Below are 24,879 nucleotides of genomic sequence, written 5' to 3'. Positions count from 1 at the left end.
CACAAAAGACGCACTACACAAATTCATATGACTATTTAGACAGACTATACTCTTCATTTAAATTACCGGGATTAAAAAAAGATAAGGGAAACCCCTTATCTTTTTTTATTGCTATATTTTCTCTTCACTTTGTCACGTTCTGTTGCAAGTTTACGTTTATAGTTTGGTTTTACTTTTTTCGGTTTTTTAATAACTTTCGTTGCCATAACATCAAGTTCGTCATTTGGTTTTTTACGGCTCTTACGACGACGACGCTCACCTAAATCTGCCCACTCATCTCCACGTAAATCTACATGTTTAAACTCGATATGACGTTGTTTTTCTAAGCTATCTAACGCTTCTTCGTTTGCTGGATCATAAATCGTCACTGCAATACCAGAATGCCCCGCACGTGCTGTTCTTCCAACGCGGTGAACGAAGAAATCTAAATCTGATGGTAACTCATAGTTAATAACATGGCTAATCCCTTCAATATCAATACCACGTGCTGCTAAATCAGTCGCAACAATATATTGGAATTCAAGGTCACGAATTTGTTTCATCATTTTTTTACGATCACGTGGTGATAAATCCCCGTGAATTCGTCCAACTTTTAAGCCACGTTCCATTAATCCATCAGCAACTTGGTCTGCCATCTTTTTCGTATTCGTGAAAACAACTGCTAAATACGGTTTAAATTGAAGTAGCATTTTATGCACTAAATCAATTTTATTACGATGTTTAGAAGGCACTAAATAGTGTTCAATGTTTCCAGCTGCAACTTGTTTTGGATTGATATGAATATGCTCTGGATTCTCCATATATTTCTTCAGAAACGGTTTTAGTTTTTGAGGAATTGTTGCAGAGAAAACTAACATTTGCAAGTTTTTAGGCATGCGTGCTGCAATTTTGTCTACATCATGAATGAATCCCATATCAAGCATTAAGTCTGCTTCATCGACAATAATCGTATTTGCTTTATGAACAAATAATGCTTGTTCTTCAACTAAGTCTTTAATACGTCCTGGTGTCCCAACTACGATATGAGGTTGTTTTTTCAATTTCTCAATTGAACGTTGTTTATCAGTTCCACCAATTAAACAACGTGCTGTAATCATTTGGTCTTCCGCACAAAACTTTGTTAATTTCACGATTTCTTCGTAAATTTGTTGTGCTAACTCACGAGTAGGCGCTGTAATAACAAGTTGTACTTCTTCACGACTTGCATTAATTCTGTTTAATGTAGGAAGTAAGTATGCATGTGTTTTCCCAGAACCTGTTTGGGATTGTCCAATTACACTTACACCTTTTTTCACGACCGGGAAAATTTTCTGCTGAATTCCTGTCGGCTCTGTAAAGCGTAGTTCACGAACTGCATCTATTAAAAATGGTTTAAAATCATACTGTGTAAAAGTTTGTTGTGTCATAAGTTACACCTTCTTTCTAAAATTTCTACTGCGCGCACAAATCAGTCAAGTCTACATTATATCGAAATCTACAAGTAAAATCCATCTTTAGTTTAGGTTTTCACTTCAAAAACTAACCTTCTTCCCTTTTATTGCATATTGTATGTGTATATACCTAACTGAAGAAAGGAGGATTTCTCACATGTTTCCGAAATCCCCTACAAGGCAAATGTATCCGAATCCAGGGCAGCAACCTTATACACCATATCCAATTCCACAACTACCACCAATGGCACAAAAAAAGAAAGGTTTTCTTGCTAAGCTTTTTAAAAAACACGATCCAACCGAGCCTTTTATGCAAATGGTTCCACCTTACCGACAAATGGAAGGGCAACCGATGATGCATCAGCAACCACCACCGCAGCAATATCATCAGCAATATCCGCAGCAACATCCACAATATCAACCATACATGCAGCAATATCCTGAGCAAATGATACCGCCTCAAATGTATGAATCAACTGAAACGCGCGGCGGCTCAACTACAACTGCGGCAACAGCAAGCAGTGGCATCGGCAGTTTTTTTTCGAACTTAATTTCGAATCCAACTAATATGATAAATAACATCGAAAAAGTATCCCAAGTCGTTCAATCTGTAGGTCCTGTCGTCGAACAGTACGGTCCTATTATGCGTAGTCTACCAAGCATTGTTAAAATCCTCACCTCTGGAAAAAGCACGGAAGAAAATCAAACGGAAAATGTAACAGAGCCAGTTGAAGTAGAAAGTCCGCCTCCTGCACCTCAAAAAAAGAAACGAAAACGAAAGAAAATAGTGATTGAACCTGTAATAGAAAAAGAGTTACCGAAAGAACCAGTTCAACAAACAGCAACAAAACCAAAACTATATGTGTAACAATCCTTTGTTTTCTATCCACTCCTCCTTTATAATGTAAAAGACTATGCACAAAAGTATCCCTTGTTTAGAAGGAGAGGATTACTCATATGAAAATTGTTAAAATTTCCCCTCGTGGTTATTGCTACGGTGTTGTCGATGCAATGGTAATTGCACGTAACGCCGCATTAGATAAATCATTGCCGAGACCCATTTATATTTTAGGTATGATTGTTCACAATAAACATGTTACAGACGCTTTTGAAGAAGATGGAATCATCACATTAGACGGTCCAAGTCGCTTAGAAATTTTAGATAAAATTGATTCTGGTACTGTTATTTTCACTGCACACGGTGTTTCTCCAGAAGTTAAACAACGCGCAAAAGAAAAAGGTTTAACAACAATCGATGCTACTTGCCCAGATGTTACCAAGACGCATGACCTTATCGAAGCTAAGAAAGCGGAAGGGTATCATGTCATTTATATCGGTAAAAAAAATCATCCAGAGCCAGAAGGTGCAGTTGGTATTGCACCTGACATCGTTCACCTTATCGAAAGAGCCGATGATTTAAAAACATTAGAAATCCCAACAGATAAAATTTTAGTAACAAATCAAACAACGATGAGTCAATGGGATGTTCAACATTTAATGGAGGACATTCAAAAAAAATTCCCAACAGCAGAATTCCATAAAGAAATTTGTTTAGCAACTCAAGTTCGCCAAGAAGCTGTCGCTAAACAAGCTGATGTTGCAGACTTAACAATTGTTGTTGGTGATCCGAAAAGTAACAATTCAAATCGCTTAGCACAAGTATCACAAGAAATCGCGGGTACAAAAGCATATCGAGTTGCTGATGTAAGCGAAATTCAATTAGAGTGGCTACAAGGTGTAGAAAACGTAGCTGTTACAGCAGGTGCTTCTACTCCAACGCCAATTACGAAAGAAGTTATCGCTTTCTTAGAGCAATATAACCCAATGAATCCCGCTACATGGGAAAGAGTTCGAAAAGTACCGTTACAAAAAATATTACCTCGCGTGAAAGTGAAAAAAGAACAATAATAAAAACCGTTGCTTGCATGAGCAACGGTTTTTATTTTTCTTATACAAATATAAATGGATCTGTATGTAACTGCGAAGCATGAATGTGTACATTGAGTTTCTTTGCATCCACTTTTTCTTGTAATTGCTTTTGTACACCTTGTTTCATTACTTTTTCAACATTATGTCCTGGGTCAACTATATTTAAACCGAGCATCATCGCATCATGAGCAACATGATAGTACATGTCACCAGTTACATATACATCTGCTCCTTTAAATTTCGCTTGGTTTATATATTTATTACCATCTCCACCAAGTACAGCTACTTTACGCACTTTATCGTCTAACTTACCGACAACTCTTGCGCCCTTCACGTCTAATGATTGTTTCACATGTTCTGCAAATTGACCAAGCGTCATTTCTTCTTGTAAGTATCCTATTTTTCCTAGGCCTAACGTTTCACCTTTATTATCAAGCGGATACACATCGTATGCTACTTCTTCATAAGGGTGCGCCGTTACCATTGCTTTAATCACTTTCCGCTGTAATGAAGCTGGAATAATCGTTTCGATTCGCACTTCTTCTACACGTTCTAACTGTCCAGTTTCCCCGATATAAGGATTTGTCCCCTCTTGAGGTACAAATGTGCCTGTACCCTCGCTACTAAACGTACAGTGGCTATAATTGCCGATATGACCAGCACCTGCGTCTCCTAATGCTTTCCTTACTTCTTCTGCATGAGTGACTGGCACAAACACAACAACTTTTTTCATTTCTTCTGCATATGTCGGTGCCAAAACTTCTGTATTTTGCAATCCTAACGCCTCAGCAAGTAAATCATTTACCCCGCCCTTAGCAACATCCACATTTGTATGCGCTGCATAGATTGCAATATCATTTTTAATACACTTTTCAATAATTTTCCCATACGCCTTATCTGTATGAATCGCTTTTAACGGGTTAAAAATTAAAGGATGATGAGCAATAATGACATTTGCCCCTAATTGAATTGTTTCATCCACAACTTCTTCCGTTACATCTAACGCAATCAATACGTGCCGCACGGGTTTATTAAGCGCTCCAATCTGCAGGCCAATCTTATCTCCTTCCATCGCCAAATGCTTCGGATACATACTTTCAAATAAAGAAATAATTTCATGGCCATTTGGAATTTTACTCATGATAAAACCTCCCCTATCATTTTCATTTTCGCTTCTACTTCCCCACGCTTCGCTTTTGTTTCTTCAGAATCAGCTGCACGTTCTAACTGTTTTAAAATATTTTGGAAGTTTTTTAATTCTCCTTCCCATTTTTCAACGAAGGCTTCACTTTTTTCTGTTATTAAAAATGGTCCCATAAACAATTCAGCTTGTTTATTTTCAGAGTAAGGCGCTGCAACATTTCCTCGCTCCCCTACTAAAATTTCGTAAATTTTCCCATCTTCTTTTACGATTTTTTCATGGATAAGCTCCCAACCATTCTCAATAAACCATTCACGAATATGATGCGCTGCAATATTAGGCTGTAAAATTAAACGTGTTACACCTTCTAATTTTTCTTTACCACTTTCTAAAATGTCACGAATTAACGCTCCGCCCATTCCGGCAACTGTAATTACATCTACTTCTCCTGGTGCGATAACAGCTAATCCATTCCCTTTACGCACATCTACTTTATCTTGTAAACCACTTTCAGCTACAGTTGCTTGCGCAGAGCGAAATGGTCCATCTACGACCTCTCCTGCAACTGCTTTTGTAGCAATATTATTTATAATTGTATAACACGGTAAATACGCATGATCCGATCCAATATCAGCGACTGTAGATCCTACTGGTATTTCACGTACAACTTCTTCTAATCGTTTTGAAAGCTTTACTTCATTCATGTATTTCCATTACTCCTTCTCTTGTCAGTCTGTCTCCATGATAATGAATTTATAGTAGTTGTTGCAAGCCCATAACAACAATTCACTGCTCTATCATTCATCGTATTTTAGAAAATATAGAAAAACAAGCCCTTTGCATAAGCAAAAGGCTTGTCATACGGAACTTTATTTTTTCTTCGATAACCAATCAGCTACTTTAGCGGCTTGATCAGCTGGAACTATATTGGCAGGCATATTGCCTTTTCCTTTCGAAAGAATTTCTTTAATTTCATCCTTTGAAAGTTTCCCACCAATTTTTTGCAAGTTAGGTCCAACTGCCCCTTGTAACTGATCACCATGGCAGCTCGTACAGCTTTGCTTCACAATATCTTCTGGTTTTGATGCCGTTTGTGCTGGCTTCCCGCCATTTTTTGCATCAGCTAACTCTTTAGATTTATTTAGCCCCTGAAATGAAAATACAAACATAACGATAATACCCAATGCTGCAATAAGAGCGAACGGAATCAGCGGATTACGTTTCATATCTCTTCTCCCCCCTCTATACCCCTAAATAGTTAGATGATTCAGTCATTTCCATTGTACTTGAAAACGCTCTATCAGAAAAGAGTAAACTACCACTTGTTAAAAATATTCCATAAATTCAGTTTATTGTTTTTTATTGTCATATCGCTTATTATTTCGATAATTATTAACGTTTCTCATCATATTTTTCGCTTTTCTACATATATTTTTGTATAGAATAAACAAAATTAATCGAAAAATCGAAAAATGAGCATTTGCAAATCAAAAGACAATTCTGTAAAATAAATTACAAGAAATTGTAATCGTTGCCGATAGCTAAATTTTAACAAAAATTAACAAAATAAAAAAGTTTACTTCACAATGGTGAAGTAAACTTAAAAAATAACCTATTCTAAGAAATCCTTAAGACGCTTACTACGGCTTGGATGTCTTAATTTGCGAAGTGCTTTTGCTTCAATTTGACGGATACGCTCTCTTGTTACGCCAAATACTTTCCCAACTTCTTCAAGCGTACGAGTTCGTCCATCATCTAAACCGAAACGAAGACGTAGAACATTTTCTTCACGATCTGTTAGCGTATCTAACACATCTTCTAATTGTTCTTTTAGCAATTCATAGGCTGCATGGTCCGCAGGCGATGTTGCTTCTTGGTCTTCAATAAAGTCACCTAAATGGGAGTCATCTTCTTCACCAATTGGTGTTTCAAGAGAAACTGGCTCCTGTGCAATTTTTAAGATTTCACGTACTTTTTCTGGAGCAAGATCCATTTCTTCACCAATCTCTTCAGGAGACGGTTCACGACCTAAATCTTGTAATAATTGGCGTTGTACACGAATTAACTTGTTAATCGTTTCAACCATATGGACTGGAATACGAATTGTTCGCGCTTGGTCTGCAATGGCACGTGTAATAGCTTGGCGAATCCACCAAGTTGCATACGTACTAAATTTGAAACCTTTACGATAATCGAACTTTTCAACAGCTTTAATTAGACCCATATTACCTTCTTGAATTAAGTCTAAGAAAAGCATACCACGGCCTACATAGCGCTTTGCAATACTTACTACAAGACGTAAGTTTGCTTCTGCAAGACGACGTTTCGCTTCTTCATCGCCTTCTTCAATACGCGTTGCAAGTCGAATTTCTTCTTCTGCAGATAGTAAGTCTACACGACCAATTTCTTTTAAATACATACGAACAGGATCGTTGATTTTAACCCCTGGTGGTACACTTAAATCATTGAGGTCAAACTCTTCTTCTGTTTTTGAAATTTGGCGATTATTAGGGCCTTCTTCGTTGTCATTATCACCAACTAAGTCAATGCCTTGTTCACCTAAATATTCATAGTATTCATCCATTTGATCGGATTCAATTTCAAATCCATTCATGCGTTCTGCAATCTCTTCATATGTAAGAACGCCACGTTTTTTTCCGAGCTCAGTGAGTTGTTCTTTCACTTGCTCAAGGGTCATTTCAGTTTCAATTTGTTTAGAACGAGCTGGTTTGTCAGCCATCTGTTCCCCTCCTTACGCGAGATACAAACATTCATTATACTAAAACTTTATCAAAAAAGCTATTTTCTCGCTTTTTGATTTTGTAAATATGCTACATAATATTTAGCAGCCTCTACAGGATCTGTTTTTTCCATTTGTTTCACTTTAAAGATGATCTCCATCTTTTCAAGTTTTTCCTGATGCCGCCTAAGCGTCTCCAAATGGCCTTGCAACACTTCTTCTGTGTATTCTGGATTAATAAATTCATCCGTCGAAATATCAGTGATAATATTTTTCAACTTTTCATCAGAGAGCCAACTTAAAAATGTTCCGACTGAAGGTTCATTTCCCTTTTCATAATATGCGTATAGTTCATATAAAATCCCTTTATGTTCTTCTGTATGAAAATCTTCTATATGGGATTCCATACGAACAGCTACTTCTGCACTTTGCAACATATGGTAAATAATTTCTCTTTCCGCTCTTTCAAAACCTGTTAACTTCGGTTTTGTTTGAACGACTTGAGACGGTTTAGCAACCTGCTTTATTTGTTTTTGCTGTACCTTTTGTTCTTTGCGATATTGGTGCAATTGATTCAAAAGTGTTTCCATTGAATACGAAAATTCTTGCGATAATGACTTCAAATATGACTCTGCCTGCATCGCATCTTGTAACAACGATAACTCTTTTAAAACACTTTTCACATATTCTTCTTTGCCAGACTCATCTTGCAAATTTTTCCCTAAACGCAAATAATTTATTTTAAAACCAACAAAACTCACACTTGATTTCACAAGATTTTCAAAAGCGGTAGTCCCATATTGTTGCACATATTCATCAGGATCAAGCTTATCTGGCAAGGATGTGACTTTCACTTGGCAACCAACTTTTAGCAATAATTGCCCTGCTTTCATCGTCGCTTCTCGCCCTGCTTTATCACCATCATAGCAAAGAACAACAGTTTCAACGTTACGTCGCAGAAGTTTTGCTTGTTCTTCAGTTAAAGCTGTTCCCATTGTCGCAACAGCTTCTTCCACACCACTTTTTACCGCAGCTAGTACATCGGCATATCCTTCAAAAAGAACCACTTGCCCACGCTTTCTAATAAACGGTCTTGCTTGATGGAAGTTATACAACAATTTACTTTTGTGAAAAATCGGTGTTTCAGGGCTATTTAAATATTTCGGAGTGTCATCCCCTAACGCCCTTCCACTAAACGCTATCACCTTACCTTGTAACGTATAGATCGGGAACATAACTCTTCCACGGAAGCGATCGTAATGACTACCATCCTTCTCACTTCTTATTAGAAGGCCAGCTTGTTCCATACTAGACAGCGATAAACCTCTTTTTTGTAAAATTTTCGTCGCCGCATCCCAAGCAGGTGATGCATAACCAATTTCAAACTTCTCAATCATCTCTTTCGTAATACCACGGTTTAATAAATATGAAAGTGCTTCATTTCCCTCTTCCGTATTTACTAATAAATGATGATAATACTTTTTCAATAATTCATGAGCTTGTTGCATGATGACAGTGTCATCAGATATGTCTTCTTGTTGTCCTTGTCCTGATGTGTACTCTGCAACCGCAATTCCATTTCTTTCGCCTAGCTTTTGAACAGCCTCGGTAAAAGCCAGTCCTTCCATTTTCATTAGAAAGGAAAATACATTTCCACCTTCTCCACATCCGAAGCAATGAAAAATTTGCTTATCAGATGAAACAGAGAATGAAGGAGAATTCTCACCATGAAATGGACAAAGGCCGAAATAGTTACGCCCCTGTTTTCTAAGTTGAACGTATTCACCAATGACTTCTACAATATCGGATGATGTCCGAATCTGTTCAACAACTTCTTCGGGAATTCTGTTCCCCATAACTCCATCTCCGTGTCGTATTTTGTATTCGATATAAATTAAAAAATTCCTTTATAATTCGACAATATTTTTCTAAACTTGTTAGAAAGTGTTGCCGATTACATTGTATAAACGATTTTGAACCTTTCCTATAGGTCCTTTATCTGCATAAATCGCATATACATACTTGCTATATAAAATTGTATACATTTGCTCATCTGTTACAAATGTATCTCTTAGAAACAATACATATACACCTTTTTCCAAGAAGAGTAGCAAGCCACATATACTGTTTGATCTTGAGATCTGTAACTTTTTCATGTTGATCCATATAACAATCAACTCCATTTTGTTCAGTATCTACAATGATCCAATTGCCTTGCTATTTCCTTAAAGGATGAGCATATGATGCGACAAACAAAATTCCGACATGAAATTCCGCTCCAACTTGCACAATTTCAGCCTTCACGGGATATACATCTACACCAACTAATATGTTGTTGATGTTTTGCATATTTCTGTATTCTACATCCCTTCTGTGAATCCTTCCATAATGTGCGTTTTCTTGTATAGATTTTGTCGATTTAACGTAATTACATGTCTTTTTCGTAAATCCTATCCCTAGTTTATTCTGAAAAATTAAAGTCTAAACGTAAAATATAGGTTTTTATCACAATTTTTTATTATAATATATTTTCTTCAACTACGCTACATATCCCTTTATTTTTTCATCTTACATTTCAGGATGACAAACTCACACCTTGAATATACTAAAAGACAAAGGAGTATAAGTATAACCATTACACTACAATCTATTACAAAATCCATAGGTATCATATTTCACACGAGCGAAAAAAGCACATTCACCTTTGGTAAATGTGCTAAAACATTTTTTGGTTTTGCACTGCATTCACAATAATATTTGCTGTTTCTTCAATCGCTTTATTCGATACATCGATTACTTGGCAATTTATTTTACTAATTACTTCCTCAAAGTGATCAATTTCTTCTTGAATACGATTAATATTTGCATATGTTGCTCCATCACTCAATCCAAGTGATTTTAATCGTTCTTTTCGAATATGATTTAACTTATCTGGCGTAATTTTCAAACCGAAACATTTTTCTTTTGCCACTTGATATAGTTCTTCAGGTGGGTCAACTTCTGGCACGAGTGGTACATTCGCAACTTTCAAGCGTTTGTTATGAGCTAAATATTGGGAAAGTGGTGTTTTTGATGTACGCGAAACACCAATCAACACGATATCTGCTTTTAAAATACCTCGTGCATCTCTGCCGTCATCATACTTCACAGCAAACTCAATCGCTTCAATCTTTTTAAAGTATTCTTCATCTAACCTACGGACAACACCTGGCTCATATCTCGGCACTTGCCCCGTAATTTCTTCAATTTGATCAATAAGAGGGCCGATAATATCGTATGCCTCTACCCCTTCTTTTGCAGCCTCTGTTACTAAATACTGGCGCATATCAGGCTTAACTAACGTAAAACATATAAGTGCTTGATTACTCTTAGCAATCGAAATCACTTCTTTTAATGTCCCTGTATCTTCTACATACGGTACACGTCTAATATCAGGAGCAAACGGGAATTGCCCCATTGCTGCTCGAACAACCAAATCAGCCGTTTCCCCTACAGAGTCAGATACGACATATACGATTTTATTATCCATTACATTACCTCACTTTAAACAAATTACACTTATTCGTTATTTACTAAATTTACAAACGCACGTGTAATATTTGTTTTTGTAATTCGCCCAATCACTTCTAAACCTTGTTTCGTATCTTTTACAACTGGCATTGCATCAATCTGTCTTTCTATTAATTCCATCGCAATATCATATAAAGAATCCTCTCTACGACACATCGCAATGTTTGGCATCCTTGTCATGATAATATTAACCGGAAGAGAGGTTAAATCCTGCTTTCCTAAGCTCGCTCTTAATAAATCTTTACGAGACACAACACCAACTAATAGAGTCATCTGATCTACAACGAACAATGTACCAACGTCCTCTAAAAACATCGTACAAATTGCATCGTATACGGAAACATTTTTATCAATTACAACCGGTCTAGATTGATAATCTTGTACTTTAATTTTCTTAACAGCTTCAGATAATAGCTGCCCCCCAGTTTTACCCGTATAAAAATAACCTACGCGTGGACGTGCTTCTAAATAACCAGCCATCGTTAAAATTGCTAAGTCTGGTCTTAGCGTCGCACGTGTTAGACCCAATTGCGCTGCAATTGATTCCCCTGTAATAGGACCGTGATCTTTTACAATCTGAATGATATGTTCTTGCCGTTTATTCAGCTCTATGATAATCACCACCTTTAATGCACAACGAAAAAAGTTATACTATCTCTTAAATATTATATACTAAATATGCTATTCGAAAAAGAAAGTATGTAAAAAGGACCGTATACGGCCCAAAATTATATTTGAAACTTATCAAGTTGTTCTAAAAAACGTCTTGATTTCAAATAAATTCCGCAATATTCATCATAATATGTATTCAATACTAAACGCATTTGTTTTTTTGTGCTATCCTTTACCGATACATTTCCGAGCCTATGTAAATCGAAATGGAAGAAAAGGCGTAATAATTTATGAACAGCTTCTCCTACCGGTATACGATATGGGTCTTGCTCTGCATGACGTGAGCACAGAAAACCGCCTTCCCTTACGGAGAAGGCGACAAAGTCTGTTTCTTGATGACAAATCGCACATGTATCAAAGTACGGGCGCATCCCTAATACCGGAAGCATTTTCGTTTGATAAATTAATGATAATACTTCTGGATCAACACCCTCACACATATAATGCAACGTTTGATATAACATTTCAAATAAATACGGATTATGTTTTTTATCTTCTGTTGCTTTATCAGTTAACTCAACAATAAATGATGCATAAGCAGTTAAAAATATATCCTCGCGAATTTCTTTCATAGTTGAAATAATCTCGCCTTGTTGCAATGTTCCAAGCCCAGATCCCATTTGAATTAGAAAATGGCCATGTGTCATTAATTGCGACACAGATGCTAATCGGCTTTTCGGTTTTTTTGCCCCTCTTGCCATTGCACTTACCTTACCAAGTTCTCTTGAGAATATTGTAACAATTTTGTTCGTTTCTCCGTAATCTGTCGTACGGATAACGATGCCCTCAACTTTTTGAAACATGTTCGTCACCATCCAAGGTTTGAACAAAACGGGTCAAGAAATTGGAGAGTCTAGATGCGCTAGCTCCTCTTCATGTTGATCCATCTCATCGTTTACGTCTTTTTCCATTTCTTTCAAAAGCAAGTACGTTTCAATGCTTCCTGTTTTGGAGAAAAACTTCCAGGTAAAATCTAGCATAAGAATCCACCTTTCTCAATAAGCGTAGCCTATAAACCAATTTCCTTTGTTGTTATTAAATTGACCCATTTTGTCCATTTTCATGTGAGAAAAATTTTTCCTAATTTATCAAAGTTCATAAAAACCAATAATCAGTGGATGAACCAACCATCCACTGATTACAACTTTACTCTATTTTAGTACTCATCCTCGCGGAAACCTAGGTCACGAAGCTGAGACATTTTATTACGCCAATCTTTTTGCACTTTTACCCATACTTCTAAAAATACTTTAGAACCAAGTAGCGCTTCAATATCAAAACGAGCTCGCTTACCAACTTCTTTTAACATTTTTCCTTGTTTTCCAATAATGATTCCTTTTTGTGATGCACGTTCAACAACAATCGTTGCATTTATATAAACTGCCCCGCCCTCACGCTTTTGAATCGCATCGATAACAACAGCCACAGAATGCGGCACTTCTTCACGTGTTAAATGTAGTACTTTCTCACGAATAAGCTCTGCAATAATAAATCTCTCCGGATGATCCGTTACTTGATTCTCTGGATAGTATTGTGGTCCTTCTGGTAAATACTTTTTAATTGTTCCAATTAAAGCGTCCACATTATTACCGTCTAACGCAGAAATTGGTACAATCTCTGCAAATTCATGTAGTTTACGATATTGATCAATTAACTCTAGTAATTGCTCTGGATGAAGTTGGTCAATTTTATTAATGACTAAAAATACTGGTTGTTTCGTTTCTTTTAATTTCTCAATGATGAATTCCTCACCACGACCAAATCCTTCAACTGCATTAACCATAAACAGAACAATATCAACTTCTTTTAATGTCGTTTGCGCCATCTTTACCATGAAGTCGCCTAATTTATGTTTAGGTTTATGTATTCCTGGTGTATCAATGAAAATAACTTGTGCATCATTTTCTGTATATACACCTTGAATTTTATTACGAGTCGTTTGTGGCTTATCACTCATAATAGCAATTTTCTGGCCAATAATACGGTTTAAAAATGTAGATTTTCCAACATTCGGTCTGCCAATAATAGAGACAAAACCTGATTTATAACCTTTTCTATTCATGTAAATCCTCCGCTAAAAATGCTCCTGGTAACAATTCTCCGACTGTCGTCTCTTGAACGTCACCATGTAAGTTTGATAAGTATACTTTCGTATCCTGTTTACATAATTCTACCATAACTTGTCGACATGCTCCACAAGGAGGTACTGGGCGCTTTGTATCTGCTACAACCGCAATGGCTACAAATTCTTTATCTCCTTCAGAAACCGCCTTAAATAAAGCTGTTCTTTCAGCACAATTACATAAGCCATATGATGCATTCTCAACATTACATCCACGATATACTTTTCCACCGCGCGTTAATAATGCTGCACCTACTTGAAATTTAGAATATGGTACGTACGCTTGTTTACGCGCTTCGATTGCTTCTAGAATTAATTGTTTACTATTCATATTCCCGCATCCTTCCTGTTCACAGCTATGAAGAGATACACTCTCTCATTAAAGGCCCTTACAGCACTTCCAAAGCTTAATAAAAGCTTCGGAATGCAACTATACCATATACGGTAAAAAGATAATAGCACCAATTATAACAGCTATAATTGCAAACAATAAAACCGCTCCTGCCGCAACATCCTTTGCAATTTTTGCAAACGGATGAATATCGGCAGTCGCTAAATCTACCGTTTTTTCCACAGCCGTATTTACCATCTCTAAACTCATTACACTCCCTATTACAATAAGTAATATCATCCACTCTATTTTCGTAATATGGAAATAAAAGCCGCAGCATATAACAATGACTGCGGCTAAATAATGGATTTTCATATTTCGTTCATGACGAAAACAAAAGAATATACCAGCTATAGCATATCCAAAACTATCTATAAGTTTTCCTTTTTTCATCGTCCTAATCCAAAAGCTTCTAAAATTTCTTTTTGTCTTCCGAACATTTCTTTTTCATCTTCTTCTGTCATGTGATCATAACCAAGTAAATGTAAAAAGCCATGTAACGCCAAAAATCCAAGTTCACGATCGAAAGAATGTCCGTACTCTTCAGCTTGCTCTTTCGCCCTTGGAATAGAGATAATAAGATCCCCTAACATGCGCGGCATCTCTGCACCAACAATCTCCATTTCTCCTTCTCCCATCTCTTCCATGGCAAAGGATATTACATCTGTAGGTTGATCTTTATCTCGGTAATCACGATTAATTTCTCTAATGCGCTCATTATCTACAAATGTCACCGATACCTCCGCACCATCCTCAATATTTTCCATTTGAGCTGCTTTTTCTAACACTTCACGAATTAAACTCATATACTCTTCTTTTACTTCTTCTGTTTCATCAATAAAATCAATTAACAAACTCATTCTTTCTCCTTTTCTTCCGGAGGTTCCGGATATGTAATACGCGAATGGAAAATACCATTTAACGTTTCACACAACGTTTTTCCAACGATTTGTAGTTCCTTAAACGTCAAATCACATTCACTAAATTGACCGTCTTGCAGTCGATCTTTAATAATACTTTGCACCAAATTATTAATTTGTTCTGGCGTTGGGTGATTCATAGAACGTACCGCAGCTTCTACACTATCAGCAATACCAACAATTGCCGATTCTTTCGAAGTTGCTTTTGAACCTGGATAACGGAACATCTCTTCTGTATATTTTTCTTTATCTTCTTTAATAGCTTTATAATAAAAATATTTCAGTAACGTTGTACCGTGATGTTGCCCAGCGATATCAATAATTTCTTGTGGAATATGATATTCTTCGAGCATTCTTACTCCATCCGTTACGTGAGCAATTATAATATCTTTACTCGTTACAGGATCTAATTTATCATGTGGGTTTTTAATTCCCATTTGGTTTTCAATAAAGAATTGCGGTTGTACTGTTTTTCCTACATCATGATAATATGCCCCTACACGCGCTAATACACCATTTGCCCCAACTGCTTCACAAGCAGCCTCAGAAAGATTCGCTACCATTACACTATGATGATATGTCCCTGGCGCTTCTAACAAAATTCTGCGTAAAAGCGGATGATTTGGACTTGATAGTTCCATAAGCTTCATACTTGATACGATTCCAAGTCCACTTTCTAAATATGGTAAAATCCCCATAGCCAAAACGGATGATATAATCCCTGAAAGTGAAGCCATTAATAATTGCGTACCAATTTCAAGAGGCGAAAAATTCCCATTACGTAATAATAAAAGCGCCGCCAATACGACTACATTTAATACAGAAACGAGTATACCAGCTTGTAAAATCATTGTACGACGATTTTTTTCTCGCAAAAAAATACTAACCGATAACGAACTTAACAATACGTAAATCCCTACACTATAATTTAATGTACTCGTTACTCCTTCATTAAACATAATACTTCCGCATACAGAAAAAATCATACTCGTTAAAAAGACAAATCGATCACCAATCATTAGTTTTACAAGTATTGTTCCCATCGCAACTGGGACAACATATGCAATCCCTGCGTATTCAAGTTTTTGAAACAAACTAATGATTTTCATTAAGACGATTGTGATAGACAAAATTGTAATATACGCTAAAACATACGGTCTATCTTCTCTTTTTCTCTTTAAAAATAATTCAAATTGTTTATGCATAAAGTATAGTAACACACCAATGAGTACCGCTAATCCAACATAAGGTTGAAAACCGTTCCCTTTTTCTAACAAACCAACTAATTTCAACTGATTATACACATCACTTGAAATTGTTTCACCTTCTCTAACAAGAACTTGACCTTGAAGAATATAAACAGGTGGAACTAAATCTTCCTCTGCTTTTCTCTTCTCTTTCGTTAAGATTGGGTCATAAAAATAGTTAGCTGAAATTGCATATCTTCCTAGCGCCTTAATTGATTCTTTCAAACCATTATCAACATTAACACTATTCATCTCACTTACATATCGTTCTTTCGCATCTTTCAATTCGTCCATTTTAATATGCTCAGTCATGATACTATTAATCGCTGTGACCGCAGCATCTTTCGCTAATACTAATTGGCTCGGATCTGCATTAATCAAATTCAGTAAGTTTGAATCAGATAACTCTTTCGTTAAGTCAGCGGGTAGTTTCTTTTTTAACTTGTCCACTTTCTCAGCATCAGTCATCTTTTTTTGATCATCCGGTCCAACAGCTTTAATCTCTTGCACCACTTCATCCACTTTAGCAAAGACGTCATTCACAATATCAACTTTGTTTTGTTTATACTCACTTTTATATGTATATTGATCTTCAACTTTTGTAGCGGCTTCTTTTTTCTTTTTATCCGTTGTAACTTTATCTTCAATTTTTATAGGAGAATGGATTGTCTTTTTCGCAATAGAATACATATTAACATCTAATTGTTCTGGTTTTACATTATTCATAAGCGCAAAAAACAGCACTGCTCCTAACACAACGTAAGAAATCCAACTTAGTTTTTTCGAATGTTGTAAATTACGAAACCACTTAGAAATTTCTTGAGATCTTGACATGATTTCAATACCTTCTCCTCTCCAGAAATAAAGTGAAACTATTTATAGCTTTCATTTCTTCTACCAAACGATACTTTGAGGCAATATTTTATACACTAGTACCAATAGTTTATTTTCCTTATCTTTCATGATAGTAAAAAATATGACGTTCGCCAACCTTATCATACAAAAAGAAATGATCCTGACAAATAGGATCATTCCATTTTATCATATGCCTCAATAATACGTTGCACCAATGGATGTCTCACAACGTCCGTTTGTTCTAATGTAATAAATGACAGACCTGATACACCAGATAAAATATTAGCAGCTATAGATAGCCCTGATTTTACCCCTTTTGGCAAGTCTACTTGTGAAGGGTCCCCTGTAATAACCATTTTAGAACTAAAACCTAATCTTGTTAAAAACATTTTTATTTGAGCACCCGTTGTATTTTGAGCCTCATCTAAAATAACAAATGAATCATCAAGCGTACGCCCCCTCATATAAGCAAGCGGAGCTATTTCAATTACTCCTCGCTCCATCATACGCTGCGTATATTCTTGTCCAAGAATATCATGTAAAGCATCATATAACGGGCGTAAGTATGGATCTACCTTCTCTTTCAAATCCCCTGGTAAAAAACCTAAATTTTCTCCAGCTTCTACAGCAGGTCTTGTTAAAATAATTTTCTTTACATATCCTTGTTTTAAAGCCCTCACAGCCATTACTACAGCTAAATATGTTTTTCCAGTTCCTGCAGGCCCTATCCCAAAGACAATATCATTCTTCTTCATCGCATGAATATATCTTCTTTGCCCCATTGTTTTTACACGAATGGCTTTACCTTTTGCAGTCTTGAAAATTTCTTCCTCATATAACTCTTCAAATTGAGCAATTTTCCCTTGTTGTGCAAGCTGAATAGCATACGCAACATCTCTCTCTGAAATTGATATACTTTTACGAATTACAACAAGTAATTGCTGTAAGATTTTTTCTACGAGTGCCACCGTTTCAACTGCCCCAGATACATGAACAGTTTCTCCTCTAGTTACGATCGATACATTCAGTTCTCGTTCAATTACTTTTAAATGCGCATCATTAACTCCAAAAAGAGCGATTGCTTCGTTAGCATTTTCCAATTGTTGGTTCATTTCTACTAATTGTTCTGCCATTACTCAGTCTCCTTGAATATCGGATTCGGATATTGGTTGTGGCTCTGCAATATTTTCAACCACAGTATAATGCAATGTGACTTTTAGTTGATCCGCCTCAACCTCTTTACTCAAAATCTTATCACTTACAATCATAGCATGTTCATCCAATTTTTTCTTTAGTTCTTTTTCGGCCATCTCCTTCGCTACTTTCAGCGCTTGCTTTTCTGTATATTCTCGATTCGCTTCTTCCTCTTCTCTCACAACATCTTTTTCATATGCAATCGGCAGTGTAAAACCAAATAATTTCACATCATGCTTTACACTTTCAGTACGAGAGCGTTTATACTTATCATGCTGAAATCCCCATATTTTTATTTTCGTATCCCCGAATTTAAGAAAATGTTCATTGTATACATTACCAGTATACACTTGGAATTGCGTCTTTAACGGGACATCCACCTTAGATGTATACCACGTTTCGCCATATACAATACCTTTCGCTGAAACAATCGTCGGACTTTTCTCATTACCATATATTCCCGATACGAGAATCTGTCCTTTTTCTACATGATCATTTTTCAGTACAACCGGCTTTCCAACTTCTACAAACGTTTTTGTAATAATCGCTTCTTTTTTTGCTACTAAATTTTGCGGCCTTTGTTCCTTTTCTTTCTTCGGTTCGTTTTTTTCAACAATTTTAAAATGATAAGTCGTTCCCCTTACTTCTAGTCCCGCCCAAGTAATGGCATTAATATTATCTGTCAAATGGCGTTGTACATCTTCTACATTCGGCATTTGAAATTGTAGTTTCCCTTTTTTAATACCCATTTTATCCAATTCTTTCATCAATATATATTCTGTTTCAGGTTTAGCTCCTGTAATTTCAATTTTCCAAACCATATTTGACATTGCAATCACACCAAAAAAGAAAATTAAAAAACCAATTAAAAATCCACTGTTTTTAATTAAACGTTTATTCCAAAAAGGAAAACCATAACGTCCAATAAAATATAATTTACATTCATTTTTTCTATAAATTGGTTTTATTTTTTTCACATCGCGTAACAACATGCAAAAAACTAACGTTTCATCAGCTATCTTTTTAACATCCCAAACTAATAAATTCCTCCGTACACATTCATTAACAAACCGTTCCGCTCCTCTACCTTCAATTCTCACTTTTACATATCCAAGCCACTTTATAAACCATTTATTTTTCATTTACCACCTTCACTACCTTTCTAAAAGTAGATATACTACTTTTTATTTGAAGCATTAAAATAGCTCGTACTAAAATGAAACAGAGTAAAACTGTAATCAGTCTCTATAAACGGAACTTTTACAGGATAAAGAAGAAAAACTTCACAAATGGAAGTTTCACTTCAATCACCTTTTTTTTCATTTTCTAAAAATGTTACTTGCTCAATTACCCCTTCGAGTAAAAGCTCTTCTGGAAGAATCGTTTTAATAACAAAGGATTGTCCTTTAATTAATAATTGACCATGTTTTAAAAGCAAGCGCACTTCTTTATCTGAAAACACTAATAACCCCCGATGATTTTCTATATAAATATGTATTTGCCCAACAAGAGTAATCCGAGGCAGATCCATTAATACATCCACTGGTAGGTCTACTTGTTTTGTTAACCAATTTTTCATTTGTTCTAATTTCTTCATCTCGAAAGACCCCCTCCTCATCCCATATATATATATGTATTTCTTCACAAGTGCCTATCGTGTTATAACGACTTCACTAACATAACTATATTCTGTAAGAGTTCATATCATGTTAATTAAAACAGTCGCTATATGAAATCATATTTGTCAGGACAATGATGGATCAGAGGATGTTGCCTTTAATAATAGAAGTATTAATACAAGAATATGCGCCCCTACAGGATATCAGTACAAGTTACATTAAGAAATTGAGCCTAGCGAGAAATTGGAAACTTGAAAAAAACTGTTATAATTCGTCCTGGACTTGACATACTGACCATAGAATAAGTAGTTGTCATTTATTGGACAACTGAGATAAAGTAAAACTTTAATCAACCCTCACCAATCGGGCTGCCTGTTAATGCGGGATAAAATTCAAAAAAGAAAATTTCCCCGCTCTGAATGTTACGTTGTAAGTAAGAATATTTTATAGATGGTTGTTATATGAATTTCAAAAAATATTAGGGTTCATTAAAAAATGAATTAATAAATGAGGAAATACGAAAGGAAATCGGCTTTGGTCAAGAAATTTTGAATGTTATAAAACAAGTTACCGACAGTAATATCCAGCCATTTTATGCAACTGATGCAAAATCTAAAATAGTTAGAATCTCTTTCGTTACCTTTGAGGATTATACTGAAGAGCAAGCTATAAAACTTCAATCTGAGTTTCAGAAGGCTCGGTACTTAGCTTTTATTCGCGAAAGAAGTTTTAGTCAAGGAAGTAAGAATAGGTGTAGAATCGGAATTATACAAGGAAATAATAAATTGAAACTTTAACTAGAGGGGTTTTTATCACTTACAGAAACGCTTTTTAAGCAATATAGCGTTTCTCCTTAATAAGAACAATAAAAAAACGTCTCATACGAAATGAGACGTTTTTTTATGCTAATAGCTGGATAACCAGCTTATTCACAAGTGATCCGTCTGTTTTACCTTTTACTTTCGGCATAACAGCAGTCATCACCTTACCCATATCTGCTTTAGAAGTCGCACCAACTTCAGAAATAACTTGCTTGATTACATCAACTAGTTCTTCTTCAGTTAATTGCTCTGGCAAATATGCGCTTAAAATCTGAATTTCACTTTGCAGTTTATTAACAAGGTCTTCACGACCAGCTTTTTTAAATTCAAGGAGGGAGTCCTTATACTGTTTTACTTCACGAGCTAAAACTGTTATTTCCTCTTCTTCAGTAAGAGTATGTTGCAGTTTAATACCTTCATTTTGTAAAGCAGCCTTAACCATACGAATAACGGTTAATTTTTCTTTTTGTTTATTCTTCATCGCTTGTTTCATATCATCGTTTAAACGACCGAGAAGACTCATAACTTACACCCTCTCTTAGAATTTACGCTTTCTTGCCGCTTCAGATTTCTTCTTACGTTTTACACTTGGTTTTTCATAAAACTCGCGCTTTCTTGCTTCAGCAAGTGTACCAGTTTTAGAAACCGATCTTTTAAAACGGCGAAGTGCATCCTCCAAAGACTCGTTTTTACGAACGACTGTTTTTGACATTCTCTTTCCCTCCCTCCGAAACATCACACTTACATACTAACTTCAGCATGCAAAAAGAAACACTTCTTCAGCATGTCTTTTACGATTATAATACATTTTATCACTTCAGGTCAACTATTTGGCAGAATAAAAGAAGAATAGAAGCATTTCCTTTTCAAAAGTTATGCAAATAACTAGTATCCTTCACTGATGAAGACAACTATATTTTTATCATTTCATCTTTTTTCATACAGGGATGCATGAAACGCCTCCCCACCTTCTATTACTTAACCGCTTCAAATAAAGAAAGCATGCAAACCGTTTCCGGTTGCACGCTCTTTTTATGCGCTAGCTGATTCTTTTTTCACATCATCTTCAAGAACACGAACAAATTGCGCTTCGTTATATGGATAACCAGCTTTCGTAATTTTCACTTTCACTAGCTTACCAATTAATTCTTCTGATCCTTCAAATACAATTTTCAAGTAGTTATCTGTATAACCTACATATAACCCTTCACGGTCGCCCTCTTTAAATTGCTCTTCCGGAATGATTTCAAGCACTTCACCTTCAAACGCTGATGCGTACTCTTTCGCTAATTGATTAGATAGCTCAATTAAACGATGAACACGATCGTTCTTCACATCTTCAGGAACTTGATCTTCCATGCGCGCTGCAGGTGTTCCTGTACGTTTTGAGTAAGGGAACACATGTAACTCAGAGAAGCGGTTCTCTTTAATGAAATTGTATGTTTCCATGAATTCTTCTTCTGTTTCACCTGGGAAACCAACGATTACGTCAGATGTAATCGCAAGGCCTGGTAACGCTTCTTTCAAACGATCTAAACGCTCTTGGAAGAATTCCATCGTATATTTACGACGCATACGTTTTAATACAGTATTAGAGCCAGATTGCAACGGAATATGCAAGTGGCGTACAACTACTTCAGATTTATCTAACACTTCAATTACTTCATCTGAAATTTGACTCGCTTCAATAGAAGAAATACGAAGACGTTTTAATCCGCCTACTTCCGCTTCCATATCACGAAGTAATCCAGCTAAGTTATAATCTTTTATGTCTTCGCCGTATCCACCTGTATGAATACCCGTTAATACGATTTCTTTATAGCCTGCATCCACTAATTGTTGCGCTTGTTTAATAACTTCTTTTCCATCACGAGAACGCATTAAACCGCGCGCCCAAGGAATGATACAGAATGTACAGAAGTTATTGCAACCCTCTTGTATTTTTAAAGACGCACGTGTACGATCCGTGAAATAAGGTACATCAAGTTCTTCGTACACACGTGTTTTCATAATATTGCGGACAGCATTAATTGGTTGACGCTCTTTACGGAATTCTTCGATGTAACCTAACATCTTTTCACGATCCTGTGTACCAACTACAATATCCACACCCGGGATCGCCATAATTTCAGCTGGAGATGTTTGTGCATAACATCCCGTTACACAAATAACTGCATCTGGATTTTGACGCACAGCACGTCTGATTACTTGACGGCTTTTTTTGTCCCCAGTATTCGTTACTGTACATGTGTTAATAACATATACATCAGCTTTCTTTTCATATTCTGTTCTTTCATAACCACCTTGTTTAAACAATTGCCAAATGGCTTCTGTTTCATAGTGGTTTACTTTACAACCTAACGTATGGAACGCAACAGTTGACATTGATCATCACCCCATCAATTCAAAATGATACGAAGCAGCACTTAACGCGTATAACGGCGCCGTTTCTGTTCTTAAAATTCTTGGTCCTAAACTACATGGTACAAATTTATGTTCACGAAGCGCTGTAATCTCTTCCTCAGCTAAACCGCCTTCTGGGCCAAATACAATCAATAGCTTTTGACCTGGTTTCATTGTCGTTAAAGCTTTCGCAAAATTAGATTTCTCGCCTTGTTTTGCTTCCTCTTCGTAAGCAACAAGACAAACATCATACTCACTACTCATTGAAAGCAATTGCTTAAATGATGCCGGAGCATGTACTTCTGGAATTTCACTTCTATGTGATTGTTCCGCAGCTTCTTTCACAATTTTTCTTAAACGCTCAACTTTTTTATCAGCTTTTTTCGCATCCCATTTTACGATAGAGCGAGATGCTTGAAATGGTAAGAATGCAGCTGCCCCAAGCTCAGTTCCTTTTTGAAAAATTAACTCTAGCTTGTCTCCTTTTGGCAGTCCACTTGCAATCGTCACGAAAACAGGAAGTTCACTTGACGCCTCTACCCATTCTACAATAGCCGTATTAATAAATTCACTGGTAATTTCATCAATTGAACATACTGCTGTTTTTCCATTTACACAGCAATAAATATGATCACCAGCTGACATACGCATCACTCTTGCGATATGATGTACGTCATCACCTACAATGCGAATACTTGTCTCATTTACATATTTCTCTTCTACAAAATAACGTTGCATATAATCACCTTAGTAGAGTTTCGTTCCTTTCGTAAGTCAACACTTACGAAAAGAACGAAACGTTATCATTTTTCATATAACAAACGGCAAGTCCCTCACCTTATAGTGAGAGACTCCCCTTTTCATTATAGACTAAAATCTATATTACGCATTTCGTGCAATAATTGCTACCCAATCTTCCATTCGTAACACTTCTTCAATTGTAAATCCAGCTTTTTCTAGCGCCTCAGAAATTACTTTTTCCTTCGCAGCAATAATGCCCGATGTAATAAATAATCCACCTGACTTCACAACTCTTGCTGCATCTTCAGGGAATAATAGAATAATTTCTGCTAATAAGTTAGCTACGATTAAATCAACAGGACCTTCAATACCTTCTAAAAGACTATTTTGTCCAACAGACACGATATCATCTGTTTTATTTAAACGTACATTCATTTCTGCACTTTCAACCGCAACCGGATCTAAATCATACGCTTGAACAGAAGACGCACCTAATTTTGCTGCTGCAATACTAAGTACACCAGAACCTGTTCCTACATCAATAATAGCGTCACCTGGCTGTACTGTTTTTTCTAAAGCACGGATACACATCGTTGTTGTTGGATGAGTTCCTGTACCAAACGCCATACCCGGGTCTAATTCAATGATTTTTTCATCAGGAGAAGATGGTGTATATTCTTCCCAAGTCGGTACGATTGTGAATGTATCAGAAATTTGTACTGGATGGTAATATTTTTTCCAAGCAGTAGCCCAATCTTCTTCATTGACTTCGTTAACGGTAATATTTCCAGTACCAATTTCGATGTCGTAAGATGGAAGCGCATCAATAGATGATTTTACACCTGCAATCGTTTCATGTAAAGAATCGGTTTGCGGGAAATATGCTTTTATTAATACACCTTCCGCCGGATATTCATCTGGATTCAATGCATAAATTTCACCATATTGTTGCTCGCGCTCTTTCGTTAACTCCGCTGGATCCTCAATCGCAACTCCGCTAGCACCAGCTTCATGTAAAATATGAGAGACAGCTTCTACTGCTTCTTCTGTTGTATGAATACTAATTTCTGACCATTTCACAATT

At 36.2% G+C, this 24,879-nt stretch carries 26 protein-coding genes; 2 read left to right on the top strand and 24 right to left on the bottom strand.

The window, feature by feature from the left end:
* Positions 1-95 precede the first annotated feature (95 nt).
* Entirely contained in the window at positions 96-1,406 is a 1,311-nt protein-coding gene (locus ACS2QP_RS00565; RefSeq protein WP_000194017.1) for a DEAD/DEAH box helicase, read from the bottom strand.
* A gap of 181 nt (positions 1,407-1,587) precedes the next feature.
* Between ACS2QP_RS00565 and vrrA the strand changes: the two genes are divergently transcribed.
* Both vrrA and ACS2QP_RS00555 read left to right on the top strand, forming a co-directional pair.
* Positions 1,588-2,298 carry a VrrA/YqfQ family protein gene (gene vrrA / locus ACS2QP_RS00560; protein ID WP_438882084.1) on the top strand — a complete coding sequence of 237 codons (711 nt, stop codon included), beginning with the start codon at positions 1,588-1,590 and terminating at the stop codon, positions 2,296-2,298.
* Positions 2,299-2,387: 89 nt separating this feature from the next.
* Complete coding sequence (locus tag ACS2QP_RS00555; protein ID WP_000706662.1) at positions 2,388-3,338, top strand: 4-hydroxy-3-methylbut-2-enyl diphosphate reductase; 951 nt, start codon at positions 2,388-2,390, stop codon at positions 3,336-3,338.
* Between the two features lie 40 nt (positions 3,339-3,378).
* Here the strand turns inward: ACS2QP_RS00555 and ACS2QP_RS00550 are convergent, their stop codons facing one another.
* From ACS2QP_RS00550 to prmA, 23 genes are all read right to left on the bottom strand, one after another.
* Positions 3,379-4,500 carry a Nif3-like dinuclear metal center hexameric protein gene (locus ACS2QP_RS00550; protein ID WP_438882083.1) on the bottom strand — a complete coding sequence of 374 codons (1,122 nt, stop codon included), beginning with the start codon at positions 4,498-4,500 and terminating at the stop codon, positions 3,379-3,381.
* Positions 4,497-5,204, bottom strand: coding sequence for a tRNA (adenine(22)-N(1))-methyltransferase (locus ACS2QP_RS00545; protein WP_001006542.1), 708 nt, complete (start codon positions 5,202-5,204; stop codon positions 4,497-4,499). Before ACS2QP_RS00545 ends, ACS2QP_RS00550 begins: the two co-directional genes overlap by 4 nt.
* 165 nt (positions 5,205-5,369) lie before the next feature.
* Entirely contained in the window at positions 5,370-5,726 is a 357-nt protein-coding gene (gene cccA, locus ACS2QP_RS00540) for a cytochrome c550 (RefSeq protein ID WP_000828141.1), read from the bottom strand.
* A 386-nt stretch (positions 5,727-6,112) separates the two neighbouring features.
* Complete coding sequence (rpoD, locus tag ACS2QP_RS00535; protein ID WP_000764065.1) at positions 6,113-7,240, bottom strand: RNA polymerase sigma factor RpoD; 1,128 nt, start codon at positions 7,238-7,240, stop codon at positions 6,113-6,115.
* A gap of 59 nt (positions 7,241-7,299) precedes the next feature.
* On the bottom strand, positions 7,300-9,096 hold the full coding sequence (dnaG, locus tag ACS2QP_RS00530) for a DNA primase (protein WP_000528221.1): 1,797 nt from the start codon (positions 9,094-9,096) through the stop codon (positions 7,300-7,302).
* A gap of 81 nt (positions 9,097-9,177) precedes the next feature.
* The gene (locus tag ACS2QP_RS00525) at positions 9,178-9,396 is read right to left on the bottom strand and encodes a hypothetical protein (protein ID WP_002164428.1); all 219 of its coding nucleotides are present in this window, start codon (positions 9,394-9,396) and stop codon (positions 9,178-9,180) included.
* Between the two features lie 560 nt (positions 9,397-9,956).
* Positions 9,957-10,769, bottom strand: coding sequence for a pyruvate, water dikinase regulatory protein (locus tag ACS2QP_RS00520; protein WP_000368944.1), 813 nt, complete (start codon positions 10,767-10,769; stop codon positions 9,957-9,959).
* 29 nt (positions 10,770-10,798) lie between these two features.
* Positions 10,799-11,431 (bottom strand): helix-turn-helix transcriptional regulator, encoded by a 633-nt coding sequence (locus tag ACS2QP_RS00515; protein WP_000583756.1) that lies wholly within the window; start codon positions 11,429-11,431, stop codon positions 10,799-10,801.
* Between the two features lie 107 nt (positions 11,432-11,538).
* Positions 11,539-12,285, bottom strand: coding sequence for a DNA repair protein RecO (gene recO, locus ACS2QP_RS00510; protein WP_000487009.1), 747 nt, complete (start codon positions 12,283-12,285; stop codon positions 11,539-11,541).
* Between the two features lie 33 nt (positions 12,286-12,318).
* Positions 12,319-12,462, bottom strand: a complete 144-nt coding sequence (locus ACS2QP_RS00505) for a YqzL family protein (protein WP_000883924.1) — start codon at positions 12,460-12,462, stop codon at positions 12,319-12,321.
* A gap of 176 nt (positions 12,463-12,638) precedes the next feature.
* Positions 12,639-13,544 (bottom strand): GTPase Era, encoded by a 906-nt coding sequence (gene era / locus ACS2QP_RS00500; RefSeq protein ID WP_001080230.1) that lies wholly within the window; start codon positions 13,542-13,544, stop codon positions 12,639-12,641.
* Complete coding sequence (locus tag ACS2QP_RS00495) at positions 13,537-13,935, bottom strand: cytidine deaminase (RefSeq protein ID WP_001086285.1); 399 nt, start codon at positions 13,933-13,935, stop codon at positions 13,537-13,539. Before ACS2QP_RS00495 ends, era begins: the two co-directional genes overlap by 8 nt.
* A gap of 99 nt (positions 13,936-14,034) precedes the next feature.
* Positions 14,035-14,388, bottom strand: coding sequence for a diacylglycerol kinase family protein (locus ACS2QP_RS00490; RefSeq protein WP_000715464.1), 354 nt, complete (start codon positions 14,386-14,388; stop codon positions 14,035-14,037).
* Positions 14,385-14,855, bottom strand: a complete 471-nt coding sequence (gene ybeY / locus ACS2QP_RS00485) for an rRNA maturation RNase YbeY (RefSeq protein WP_000054684.1) — start codon at positions 14,853-14,855, stop codon at positions 14,385-14,387. Before ybeY ends, ACS2QP_RS00490 begins: the two co-directional genes overlap by 4 nt.
* Complete coding sequence (locus ACS2QP_RS00480) at positions 14,852-16,996, bottom strand: HD family phosphohydrolase (RefSeq protein WP_000091510.1); 2,145 nt, start codon at positions 16,994-16,996, stop codon at positions 14,852-14,854. The genes ybeY and ACS2QP_RS00480 overlap by 4 nt, the downstream gene beginning before the upstream one ends.
* Before the next feature lie 194 nt (positions 16,997-17,190).
* A complete protein-coding gene (locus tag ACS2QP_RS00475; protein ID WP_438882082.1) occupies positions 17,191-18,150 on the bottom strand; it encodes a PhoH family protein in 960 nt (319 codons plus the stop codon).
* 3 nt (positions 18,151-18,153) lie between these two features.
* Positions 18,154-19,353, bottom strand: coding sequence for a sporulation protein YqfD (gene yqfD / locus ACS2QP_RS00470; protein WP_438882081.1), 1,200 nt, complete (start codon positions 19,351-19,353; stop codon positions 18,154-18,156).
* Positions 19,354-19,514: 161 nt separating this feature from the next.
* Positions 19,515-19,808 carry a sporulation protein YqfC gene (yqfC, locus tag ACS2QP_RS00465; RefSeq protein ID WP_063537472.1) on the bottom strand — a complete coding sequence of 98 codons (294 nt, stop codon included), beginning with the start codon at positions 19,806-19,808 and terminating at the stop codon, positions 19,515-19,517.
* 922 nt (positions 19,809-20,730) lie between these two features.
* On the bottom strand, positions 20,731-21,174 hold the full coding sequence (locus tag ACS2QP_RS00460) for a GatB/YqeY domain-containing protein (protein WP_000054562.1): 444 nt from the start codon (positions 21,172-21,174) through the stop codon (positions 20,731-20,733).
* A gap of 15 nt (positions 21,175-21,189) precedes the next feature.
* On the bottom strand, positions 21,190-21,363 hold the full coding sequence (gene rpsU / locus ACS2QP_RS00455; RefSeq protein WP_000048061.1) for a 30S ribosomal protein S21: 174 nt from the start codon (positions 21,361-21,363) through the stop codon (positions 21,190-21,192).
* Positions 21,364-21,683: 320 nt separating this feature from the next.
* On the bottom strand, positions 21,684-23,036 hold the full coding sequence (mtaB, locus tag ACS2QP_RS00450; protein ID WP_000108680.1) for a tRNA (N(6)-L-threonylcarbamoyladenosine(37)-C(2))-methylthiotransferase MtaB: 1,353 nt from the start codon (positions 23,034-23,036) through the stop codon (positions 21,684-21,686).
* A 6-nt stretch (positions 23,037-23,042) separates the two neighbouring features.
* On the bottom strand, positions 23,043-23,792 hold the full coding sequence (locus ACS2QP_RS00445; protein WP_065222846.1) for a 16S rRNA (uracil(1498)-N(3))-methyltransferase: 750 nt from the start codon (positions 23,790-23,792) through the stop codon (positions 23,043-23,045).
* Positions 23,793-23,936: 144 nt separating this feature from the next.
* Positions 23,937-24,875, bottom strand: a complete 939-nt coding sequence (gene prmA / locus ACS2QP_RS00440; protein ID WP_438882080.1) for a 50S ribosomal protein L11 methyltransferase — start codon at positions 24,873-24,875, stop codon at positions 23,937-23,939.
* Between the last annotated feature and the right edge of the window lie 4 nt (positions 24,876-24,879).

The organism is Bacillus cereus group sp. Bce019 (assembly GCF_051781745.1).
Lineage (GTDB): Bacteria > Bacillota > Bacilli > Bacillales > Bacillaceae_G > Bacillus_A > Bacillus_A cereus.
The sequence above is the reverse complement of the archived record's forward strand: the minus strand, read 5'-3'. Positions and strand labels throughout refer to the sequence as shown.